10 protein-coding genes and 1 pseudogene are annotated in these 10221 nt (G+C 43.4%); 3 read left to right on the forward strand and 8 right to left on the reverse strand.

What is annotated here, in order from left to right; genetic code table 11:
* Positions 1 to 38: 38 nt before the first annotated feature.
* The 3 genes from BM415_RS10170 to BM415_RS10180 all read right to left on the reverse strand — a co-directional run bounded on the left by BM415_RS10170 (position 39) and on the right by BM415_RS10180 (position 2609).
* Positions 39 to 1052: an aldose 1-epimerase gene (locus BM415_RS10170; RefSeq protein WP_091157502.1), complete on the reverse strand. Its 1014-nt coding sequence runs from the start codon at positions 1050 to 1052 to the stop codon at positions 39 to 41.
* A gap of 287 nt (positions 1053 to 1339) precedes the next feature.
* Complete coding sequence (locus BM415_RS10175) at positions 1340 to 2146, reverse strand: MBL fold metallo-hydrolase (protein ID WP_091157505.1); 807 nt, start codon at positions 2144 to 2146, stop codon at positions 1340 to 1342.
* Positions 2147 to 2342: 196 nt separating this feature from the next.
* Positions 2343 to 2609, reverse strand: coding sequence for a hypothetical protein (locus tag BM415_RS10180; protein WP_244533205.1), 267 nt, complete (start codon positions 2607 to 2609; stop codon positions 2343 to 2345).
* A 222-nt stretch (positions 2610 to 2831) separates the two neighbouring features.
* Here BM415_RS10180 and BM415_RS10185 point away from each other — a divergent pair, with 222 nt between their 5' ends.
* On the forward strand, positions 2832 to 4064 hold the full coding sequence (locus BM415_RS10185; RefSeq protein ID WP_091157507.1) for an aminopeptidase: 1233 nt from the start codon (positions 2832 to 2834) through the stop codon (positions 4062 to 4064).
* Between the two features lie 109 nt (positions 4065 to 4173).
* Here the strand turns inward: BM415_RS10185 and BM415_RS10190 are convergent, their stop codons facing one another.
* Positions 4174 to 5310 carry a zinc-dependent alcohol dehydrogenase gene (locus tag BM415_RS10190; protein ID WP_091157509.1) on the reverse strand — a complete coding sequence of 379 codons (1137 nt, stop codon included), beginning with the start codon at positions 5308 to 5310 and terminating at the stop codon, positions 4174 to 4176.
* Between the two features lie 192 nt (positions 5311 to 5502).
* On the opposite strand from BM415_RS10190, the gene BM415_RS10195 reads away from it, so the two are divergent.
* Both BM415_RS10195 and BM415_RS10200 read left to right on the forward strand, forming a co-directional pair.
* On the forward strand, positions 5503 to 6093 hold the full coding sequence (locus BM415_RS10195) for an RNA polymerase sigma factor (RefSeq protein WP_091157511.1): 591 nt from the start codon (positions 5503 to 5505) through the stop codon (positions 6091 to 6093).
* Positions 6071 to 6988 carry a DUF4367 domain-containing protein gene (locus BM415_RS10200; RefSeq protein WP_091157514.1) on the forward strand — a complete coding sequence of 306 codons (918 nt, stop codon included), beginning with the start codon at positions 6071 to 6073 and terminating at the stop codon, positions 6986 to 6988. The genes BM415_RS10195 and BM415_RS10200 overlap by 23 nt, the downstream gene beginning before the upstream one ends.
* 122 nt (positions 6989 to 7110) lie before the next feature.
* On the opposite strand, the gene BM415_RS10205 is transcribed toward BM415_RS10200, so the two are convergent.
* The 4 genes and pseudogenes from BM415_RS10205 to BM415_RS25530 form a co-directional block, all read right to left on the reverse strand.
* The gene (locus BM415_RS10205) at positions 7111 to 7599 is read right to left on the reverse strand and encodes a DUF6147 family protein (RefSeq protein WP_139236981.1); all 489 of its coding nucleotides are present in this window, start codon (positions 7597 to 7599) and stop codon (positions 7111 to 7113) included.
* 486 nt (positions 7600 to 8085) lie between these two features.
* The gene (gene gerQ / locus BM415_RS10210; protein WP_091157519.1) at positions 8086 to 8532 is read right to left on the reverse strand and encodes a spore coat protein GerQ; all 447 of its coding nucleotides are present in this window, start codon (positions 8530 to 8532) and stop codon (positions 8086 to 8088) included.
* Between the two features lie 38 nt (positions 8533 to 8570).
* Positions 8571 to 8993 (reverse strand): cell wall hydrolase, encoded by a 423-nt coding sequence (locus BM415_RS10215; protein ID WP_091157521.1) that lies wholly within the window; start codon positions 8991 to 8993, stop codon positions 8571 to 8573.
* 358 nt (positions 8994 to 9351) lie between these two features.
* Positions 9352 to 10221: pseudogene (locus BM415_RS25530) on the reverse strand (hypothetical protein); the annotation flags it as partial.

Raw genomic sequence — 10221 nt, forward strand, 5'->3', positions numbered from 1 at the left:
TATAGGATGTTTTATCATCTTGACATATAAATCGGGCGTTACTTTGGATTCACAATATACAGACGGCTTGTCTCCTCAAAGATCTCTCCCGGTTCAAGTGAAACAAGTCCAATCTCCTCTGCAGAGCGTCCTGATACATTGGGAGCATTAACCAGGTTCATTTGAGGTTCAGGACAGAAGAACTGCTCACACGCATTGTTGTTCCAGATCATCCAGTGCTTGTAAGACGTGCCTACATCATAAACGAGCTTGGTTCCGGACTTCCTATTCGTCAGCTCCATGTAATTGCGTCCGTTCTGAGGTTCTGCGGTGTAGTGGTTGTCCATCGATGCAAAATAAGGGCTGACTCCTTCCGTCTTCAGCAGCACTTCATCGTCGGTCAACGGCTGTGTGCTGCCTGTAGGAAGATTGCGTTCATTCAGCTCTACTCGCTGACCAATGGTAGCTTTGGCTATATAATCGGCCGCTGTGCTGTTCGGTTCAAACGGCGCATTAATGGCTGTATGGAATGCAAGAAGACCCGGCATGGATGTCTGACCTTCATTTTGAATCGTAATCTGCTGCTGCAGACCTGCTCTGCTCAGTGTATAGCGCAAACGAATCGTATATTCAAACGGGAGGTATTGATAGTACTCATGGCCCTCTCTAACCACCTGTTCAACAATGACATAACTCTCCTGATCATTCGCACCATAACTGACTACATTCCAAGGGATGTAGTGCAAAAATCCGTGCAGATGATTCCCCGTCGCTTCTTCATTTACGGGAAGCTGATATACCTCACCGTTCCATGGAAACTTTCCGTCCTCATATCGATTCGGCGGGAATAGTACAGGGATACCATAAATGCCAGGATTCGCTTTCAATTCCTCCACATGATCTTCCCCGGGCTCTCTGAGATAATGATGATTACGCTCTACATCTCGAAAAGAGACGAGATTGCCTCCGATTTCTGGAATGAGCGCAGCTTCATATGCACCGTGCTTCAGCTTGATTGCAGCTAGCCCACCATACACGCCTTCAATTGCGGAATAAATTTGTTCTAATGCCATTCTCTCATCATTCCTCCTATTATGTAGCGCTTTCATATCTAGTATTGAACTAGTACCCTGAATCAATTTCAAACTTGAAATTGGTTTACCTACTGAACGAATATACCATGTTATTCAAAAAAATTCTATCGTGGACAGAAGAGCAGTTGCACCTTTACACACGAGAATTTGCATAAATTCTAAAAAGAACAATCCATCGGCTCCAAACGAAAAAAAGATTGCAGCCCCACATATATCGAGGCCGCAATCTTCGCTAAAGCTTTATTAAACCAATCAGCCAATTCCTGTTACACATATCTCCCGTGTTTAGGCACAGCCAGAATCTCAAAATTACGGGCCAGCCTTTCGAGCTGATCACTCATTTGGGCGCCTTTCATTACATGACCATGACCCGTAACGAGCAGATCCGGCTGTAGTCGGGTCAAGCTCTCTACAGAGCGTTTCGCTTGATCCCAATCCGTTGTGAAATAAGCAGGGGGTCCATTCAGTTCCTTATCCTGAAACAATACATGCCATAGTGACTCTTGCTGAACGGTAATGACTGCATCCCCTGCAATAAGAGCATGATCCAAGTCTCGAAACAACGAAACATGTCCCGGTGAATGTCCTGGCGTATGAATCCAGCGCCAATCCGGCGCTCCGGGAATGGAATGATCTGTGGGCAGCTCAGCCACCCGATCGTCCAGATGAATGGCTTCATTCGGATATGCAAAAGAAAGCTTGGCAAGGAGTCCTCCGCTCGCTGACGGGTCCGCAGGAGGATAATCACTTACTCCGGTCAGAAAGGGAAGTTCCATAGGGTGGGCATACACAGGAGCTCCCCAATGCTGCACCAGTTCTATAACATTGCCTACGTGGTCAAAATGGCCATGCGTCAAGATGATCGCCGTCGGCGGCCCCATAAACCGCTCCTCAGCAATATGGATAATGTCGCTCGCAAAGCCTGCAAGACCTGTATCAATCAGTACCCATTGTCTAGCACCCGGCAAGCCTACAAACAAGATATTGACAAATAACGTGCGCAAACTCAATATATCGGGTGCAACCTCTTCCAGTGCCGTCTTGCCCTCAGTAATCAGATTGTCAGATTCCATATGACGGATACCTCCCATTAATATATTGGAATGCGCTCCTTTATGTAACCAGATTATAGAGTACCCCAAGCCTTCTTCAGGTATACATGGTTAGACAACAGAGAACTCACCTTATTAAATATAGTCAGCATGTCATAGGAATAGACCAAGTACTAACTGACCAAGACTTAAAATATGATAAGGCTGATGAGTTCTCTTACTCTGGAATCGTATCAATCGCCGCATCCAGCAAATCGTCGAACAGATTATCGTCTTCTTCAATTCTGGCATCCAGCTTCATAAATTCCTCTTCTTCTCCAGGCTCTCCGGCAAAATGAAGACTGTAATCCCAGTCCTTCCCTTTCTTGCTGTAGAAAGAAATTTCATATTCCACTGGACTCTCATCCATAGTAAATACTGTACTGCCCAGCCATTCGTTATCCTCATTCTTACCCATAGAGGCTCTGATTACTTTATAACTCACTTTTCTTCTCTCCTTATTAGACTGCTATTTTTGAATTTAGCTTGTTAATGAAATTTTTGATGGTTTTTTTCATGAATACCACGTATATTGTACAATAATAAAATAGATATACGAAAGCAACCCGTTTACGTTAAACTGGGTATGCGTTTCACCCATCTTTTTTACCATAGGTAAATTATTATTGCGCTGTGTATGTACAAGCGTGTATTGGAGGATTATTAAATGAATGATTTTGCACACAAATTAAAAGCTTATGCTGAGCTTACTGTAGAAGTTGGCATCAACATTCAGCCAGGCCAAACCCTGATCGTTCATGCCCCGGTCGAATCCAAGGATTTCGTTCGTCTGATCGTCAAGGAAGCCTATGATGCCGGAGCGGCCCTGGTCAAGGTCCAATGGAATGATGAGCAGATTACCCGGATGCAGTACGATCTTGCTGCTGATGAAGTATTCTCGAAAGAGCCGAAATGGTATGCCGGAGAGATGACAGAGCTCGTTGAGCAAGGCGCAGCCGTGTTACATATCTTGTCTGAAAATCCAGACCTGCTAAAGGGAGTCAAGCAGGAACGAATCGTCGCCTCTCAAAAAGCCCGCGGCAAAGCCATGGCCAAGTACCGCGCTTATCAGCAGGCTGACAAATTCAGCTGGTGTCTCGTTGCCGTACCTTCTCCAGAATGGGCAGCTAAAGTGTTCCCTGATGCTCCACAAGAAGAACAAGTATCGCTGTTATGGGACGCTATCTTCCAAACCGTGCGTATTGGCGAAGCCGATCCGGTAGCTGCTTGGCAGTCACATCTCTCCACACTTGAGAGCAAGTCTAAAACCCTTAACGAGAAGAAATATAAGAAGCTGCACTACAAAGCGCCGGGTACGGATCTTACGATTGAGCTTCCGGAAGGACATCTCTGGGCTCAAGGCGACAGTATCAATGAGAAGGGCTTTACTTTTGTAGCGAATATGCCGACAGAAGAAGTATTCACTGCACCGCTCAAGACCGGTGTTAATGGTACTGTATCCAGCACCAAACCACTCAGTTATGGGGGCAACCTGATCGATAAGTTCTCCCTCACATTCGAGAACGGAAGAATCGTTAACGTAACTGCCGAAGAAGGACTTGAAGCACTGCAAAACCTGGTAGAGATTGATGAAGGCTCTCACTACCTTGGTGAAGTCGCACTTGTACCGCATAAATCTCCGATCTCGGACACGAACATTCTGTTCTACAATACCTTGTTTGACGAGAATGCGAGTAATCACCTTGCAATCGGAAGCGCGTATGCCTTCTGTCTCGAAGGCGGCAAAGAAATGGATCAGGAGCAAATTGCTGCTGCCGGACTGAATACCAGCCTAACTCATGTGGATTTCATGATTGGCTCTGGTGAGATGGACATTTATGGCATCACAGCTGACGGAAAGGAAGAACCGATCTTCCTCAAAGGAAATTGGGCGTTTTAATCGAATAAATACATCAAAGAGCTCAGGTCCTAAGACCTGGGCTCTTGATTGTGTTCAATGTTGGGAATTGCCGTTCAGTTCAGGGTCGTACGATCAAGCTTCTGCTCGGTCAAGGCTTGAGAATAACCTTCATGCAGTTTTCTTCCTTATTATTGAATACCTCGTAAGCCCGCTCCGCTTCTTCTAATCTCATCTGATGCGTTATGATATCAGTCGGGTCAATTTTGCCTGACTTAATCTGTGCGTACAGCTCTGGAATCAGGTGAATCACCGGTGCCTGTCCCATCTTCAGCACTACATTTCGTTCGAACAAATGACCGAGTGGGAACATATTGTAATTGGCCCCATATACACCGATTAATTGAATCGTACCAAACTTGCGTACAACCTCGGATGCAGTTCTGAACGCACCGAGTGACCCGCCTTGCAGCATCAGTGCTGTCTCCACCTTTTCTACAGCTGTTCTCTTGGCATCCATACCGACACAATCAATGACGACATCGGCCCCGCCATGCGTAATTTCTTTCATATATCCTTCAAAGCCCTTAATTTCTTCAAAATTATAAGTCTCAACCTGATTCGTCCGCTTGGCATGATCAAGACGATAATTCAAATGATCGACAGCAATGACTCGTTTGGCACCCGCCTGCCAAGCAAATTTATGAGTGAGGAGGCCCACAGGACCACAGCCGAGCACGATCACCGTATCGCCAGGCTTCACTCCGGCATTCTTGACGCCCCAATAGGCCGTCGGGAGAATATCGGATAAGAACAACAATTTGTCATCTTCCAATTCAGCGTCTTCTGGAATAACAAAGGGCATAAAATTACCATATGGCACTCTGAGGTATTCCGCTTGACCTCCCTGATAGCCTCCATAAGTATCCGAATACCCTAAGTAACCACCACTATCCTTGGTTTCATTGGCATGGTCACATTGACTTTCCATTTCATGCTTACAGAAGAAGCATTCACCACAGGATACGTTAAACGGTACGATGACACGGTCACCTTTTTTGACATGGGTTACGCCTTTGGCAACTTCTTCGACGATCCCCATGGGCTCATGCCCGATCACATAATCTTCATGCATACCAGGAATCAGACCATTATAAATATGCAGATCGGATCCGCATATCGCACTGGAAGTGACACGTATAATGATATCATTATTGTCCTGCAAGGCTGGATCAGCGACCTCTTTCACTTTTACCTTCTGTTTACCTTGATATGTTAAAGCTTTCATTTAAAAATCACTCCTTTCTCGCATACTTTAACCACATGACTAGATTAACTATCAGAATCATGAGATTTTTTATGGAATGGGTCCAATGTCAATAGAAACGTTCAAAATTATGGAGTAAACTTTCAAATTATAGTAAAATAATGGAATGATTGTCCAAAAATAGAGAAGCTTCATGATAGAGAGGGGATATTTATGTCAGACCGGATCCAACTGCTGTTGGCTGCGGACTATAATGATCTAGGCGAATCCCTGCAGAGAGAGATCTACTATGAATACTATCAGATGATGTACGGATTTATCGTATATATGTTGAAGGATCACTCCGCCGCTGAGGACATTATTCAGGAAGCATTCATCAAAATTATTAAAAAGAAGCCCGAATTTGAAAATGAAGCCAAGCTGAAAGCATGGCTCAAAGTCGTTACCAAAAACACGGCAATCAATTATTTAAGAAAAAATAAAAAATATCGTAACCAACTGGACACTGACAGTGTTTTCTTAGATGTAGAAACTGTGCAGCAGACGTCAGCTTCTATAGAATCCGTAGTGGAAACGAAGCTGATGCAGGAATCCATAGAGCGCTATATGGATCAGCTCAAGCCCGAATACAGATCTCTGATCGAATTACGGTGGAAGGAAGGACTCAGCTATCGTGAGATGGCTGAACTGCTGGACACGAGTGAAGATATAATTAAGCAGCGTCTCTTCCGCGCCAGAGAACGTATCAAAAAATTGTTGCATAGAGAGTGGGGTGCAGCACATGAACAAAGAAAAGTCAGATGATTGGCTCGATGAGCAATTTGACGAAGCCTATGAACGAGAGTTTGAAGAGGCCTTTGACCTCGCTTTCGAGAATGCTGCAGCTGCCTCCACATCGGTGAACAAGGAAGCGATGGCAGCATCTTGGGACAAGGTCAATCATGAGGTTCAGAATATAAAGAGACGCAAGGAAAGAATCAAACGTTGGCAGCTTGTAGGTGTTATCGCTGCTTCCATTACGATTGGCGCAACCATATTCAGTATTCCAATTGGAACCTATGCTGGCACGATTATTCAAAAGCTGCAGCAGATCGGCGATGATTTTATTCTTGTTTTTGAGGGACCTGAACAGGATTACTCTGGTGCACTAACTCCTCCACCTCCAGATATTTTGAGCAATCCAGACTACAAGGAAAATGAGGAGTCTTCAAAATTAGATAAATTTTTGATTTCTTCAGACCACACTTTGTTTTTTGTGGAGGTACCGGAGGAAAAAGCATTGAACAATACCACATTTGTCGTAAATAAGTTCGAGGTTCCTTTTACTCCGACTAACATCAAGCATTATCTGCTTCTAGATGAAGAGAATCCAGTATATCCCGAAAATTCTTACAAATCCGATGAAATTAAGATCGAGTTCTACGAGAGCAATGAACGAAAAGTCACCGTCAATTTTAATAAGATGTTCTCAGAGAAGCCGGGTTTTACTGAACAATCCCCTGCATTCAGTGGAGTTCCTGAGGAAATACAGCTCAAAGATGGATCTTATGCCGTATATTACGAGAATGGAAAATTCGATCAACTCATTTTTAGAAAAAATCTAATACTCGTGACTATCTCTGGCTCCATTTCTAAGGATAACTTAATATTTATTGCTGATTCTATTCAACAAACGAACCACTTTCAAATGAAACAGTAATACGAAAAAGGTGTCTTACATTTCTGTATAGACACCTTTTTCACGCTTAAACATAGTTATAAATCAGTTGTTAAATGAAATTCAACAATGACGCACTCAGTTGAAAACCTCTAATTCTCAGCCTAATCAAATAATTGGGATGATGAATTGAAAATTGCCTTTTCGACCGTCCCGTCCATTCTTACGGTATGCGTTGAAGTTGTTCTGTAATAATAACCTTTTTGAAGATTACTAACGGTTAAGCTTTTATCAACACCGCTCGAGTTATATGCTGAATTCGTAATAATCCTAACATCCATCCAGATTGAACCAGTCCACTTCTGAAGTGTAACATCCACACTAATAAAGTCAGCAGCAAGATTTGCACGTGTATTTCCCGAGACCAAGATCCCGTTACCGCTCTGTGAAGCACTTGAATAGTAACTCGTAATATAATTATACGTTGCAAGTGGAGCAATTAAGCTTGTTTCTTCAGGCGGCTTCGATGTTAATGCTCCTGGTTCAAGCAGTTCTTCAGCACCTGCGATGCTGGCCGCAAATAGGGAGAAAACCAGCATTAGAGGGAACAGCATTCTGATTCTTTGATTCTTCTTAGCTTTAAACATTGACATCACCTTTCCTCAATATGTAATTGTAGATAAATCTAACAAATAGTACGGAGTATATCGCCATAAGGTTACATAGTTTCAAGGAAAATAAAACACCAAAAAAATCCTACATGAATAATCCTGCTATAGAGGACTTCTGTAGGGTTAAAGAACGTGATTTATATTTATTGTGATTCGAATAAGATACGAATTGGAGTCCATCGTCTTATTAGATATCTGCTCCCTCCAACTATTCTTGTTGTGGAGATTATCCGGCTCATATTTATAGGCAACCTCTAATTGATTGCTCTTTGTATTTGCACCATAGAATCAAGCCCCAGTTTCCTCTCTTTTATCCAAAGTCCAATAACGGGCAAAAACATGCCAATTGCTGATATATATGCTGCTCAGAATGATTTAATGGCAAAAAAATAGTCTTTGATATCCAGACTTCTTAACTCCCTGGATAATCAAAGACTATTCCTTATTTCTTATTTTGAGTAACCCTTATTACCGTCTTCCTCCACGAGGCGCTGTTGGTGCATACGGATATTCATAATTCAGCGGCTCATCGAATGTGGCATAATCAAAATTAACCATCAGAATGATGATCCGTTGACCAGTATTAGGATCACTGATAATAATGTGGTCGCGGCCTGCCGCTTCAAGAATGCCTTGGAATATTTTAGCGTTCCACTCTCTGTTACCTTCATATGTCGCATAGAAAGTACCAAATTTCCCAAGATTCAATCTAAGTATATTTTCAACAAAAGATTGTTCTGTAAACGGAATATTTTGTTGAATGACCGTACCATTCGGAGTCATTACACTTCCGCTGGAAACTTCCGGCGGAACAACAGTCATTCCCCCCTGCATCCCTTGCATATTTCTCGGTGCATTTGCAGGCCCTGAATTTCCGATCCTATACGATACAGGCTGATATGGTTGGTTAAACATTTAAATACCTCCCTAATAATAAGGTGTACAGCTTAGAGCTAAAAAACCGCTGGACAATCTGCCCCAGATGGGCTGAAGAAACAGTGTGCACGGTATCTTCCGGTATTCTGTTGATTATACCAAGTTGCCGGACATGCACCAGCTGGTCTGAAGAACCAGAGGGCATTGCTTGCAGGCCATATTTTTTCGCCGTTAATTACACGTCTGGCCAAGCGAAGTTCGGACTCTCTTGCCGCTTGATAAAAGTATCCTTTTTGAACTGCCTCAAAGCCGCCTGGTGATTGAAATACCATATCGTTGACGGAGCGAATGTTACGAAAATCAAGACATCCGCCGAGGATCCGGTTGACACCCACGTTACCTACCAGAAGCATCCCGGTCTCTCCATCTTCCTCTGCTTCGGCTCTCATAAGTCTTGCAAGCACTTTTACATCCTCAGAATTTGCTTTAATAACCGCCAAATACGTTCCCTCCTCCCTTATATGTCGTTAGCCTCATGCCTAATACCATATATCCTATTGTGCATTCACCCAGTTCGTGACACTTCTCTACAAAAAAAAATACAAAAATATCCTGTATTCGCATCAATCAGCGATATACAGGATATGTAGAACCTCTTTCCCATATCAGCATGCTTCCAAAAGAAGTGCGAATATTCGTCCAGCAAATCTCATCCTCCACATAAAATTTCTAGTAAATGGTGTAACAGAATTGTCTCTTTTTATGAATCCTAATTATGTATAATCATCTATGGATAAAAAAAGAGCCGCCCTGGTTTGGGCAACTCTCTAATTACTGTCATGCTGTTCAACTCTTGCATTACGGATTAGCAGTAATCCAGTAATCATAGGAATGGACAACATAACCTTGGTAAGCAGCATAGTTAGCAAGCAAATCCGGTAATTTAGCTAGCTCTTCTTCCATGTAAGCTTCTCCTTCTTCGTAGAAGGTGATATGATCGCCTTCATGGCTTTGTTTCATCTCAACAGAGACGAGAAGCGGCTTACCTAAACGGTCTGCGATCTCCATTTCTTGTGCCACAACTGCTGCAATTCCGTTTGATCCCTCTGCTGTGTCACGGAAGGCCATTAGTGAAACATGATCAAGTGTTCGAATCATCCATTCACTTACCGTCATATTCTTCCCTGGAAGCTCATATGCGTCAAGCCATACAGCGAGATCGGCACTCGTCTCCAGATCAGAATTCTTTTTGGTCTCGCGTGCGAAATACTCCATATTGGCAGCCCATTCTGTAAGTACACGGTCACGGTCAATATGCCATGCTTCATTGGTATACGGCTCTACATCAACATGGATTCCATGGAATTTCTCCAGCTCCGAAGCATGTTGATTATATTCCTTTACATAATTGATTAACCGGGTAATACGTGGTCGGTTTTCTTCAAGGCCCCATATTGGGTGACCACCCATTGCATGGACCTCGATACCCATGGCTGCTGCCTGACTTACGAAATTCCGATACAGCTCAAACGGCTGCTCCAAATCAAGTCTTACATACAAATAATTCACATTCTTCTCATCTACAAATTGTAGAACGCGCTCACTGTCATGAATCACTTGCTCTGCTTGCCAGATGTACGTCCCCCGAATGGAGCCAGGTTCTGGCGTTGGCTCTGGATCCGGCGTTGGCTCAGGTTCTGGCGTTGGCTCAGGTTCTGGCGTTGGCTC

The sequence above is a fragment of the Paenibacillus sp. 453mf genome (assembly GCF_900116105.1).
Lineage (GTDB): Bacteria > Bacillota > Bacilli > Paenibacillales > Paenibacillaceae > Paenibacillus > Paenibacillus provencensis.

Bases quoted from the DNA above. Each gene is read 5' to 3' on its own strand.
- BM415_RS10170 (WP_091157502.1), bottom strand. From the start codon at position 1,052: ATGGCATTAGAACAAATTTATTCCGCAATTGAAGGCGTGTATGGTGGG.
- gerQ (WP_091157519.1), bottom strand. From the start codon at position 8,532: ATGTTTAACCAACCATATCAGCCTGTATCGTATAGGATCGGAAATTCA.
- BM415_RS10175 (WP_091157505.1), bottom strand. From the start codon at position 2,146: ATGGAATCTGACAATCTGATTACTGAGGGCAAGACGGCACTGGAAGAG.
- BM415_RS10200 (WP_091157514.1), top strand. From the start codon at position 6,071: ATGAACAAAGAAAAGTCAGATGATTGGCTCGATGAGCAATTTGACGAA.
- BM415_RS10185 (WP_091157507.1), top strand. From the start codon at position 2,832: ATGAATGATTTTGCACACAAATTAAAAGCTTATGCTGAGCTTACTGTA.
- BM415_RS10195 (WP_091157511.1), top strand. From the start codon at position 5,503: ATGTCAGACCGGATCCAACTGCTGTTGGCTGCGGACTATAATGATCTA.
- BM415_RS10190 (WP_091157509.1), bottom strand. From the start codon at position 5,310: ATGAAAGCTTTAACATATCAAGGTAAACAGAAGGTAAAAGTGAAAGAG.
- BM415_RS10205 (WP_139236981.1), bottom strand. From the start codon at position 7,599: ATGTCAATGTTTAAAGCTAAGAAGAATCAAAGAATCAGAATGCTGTTC.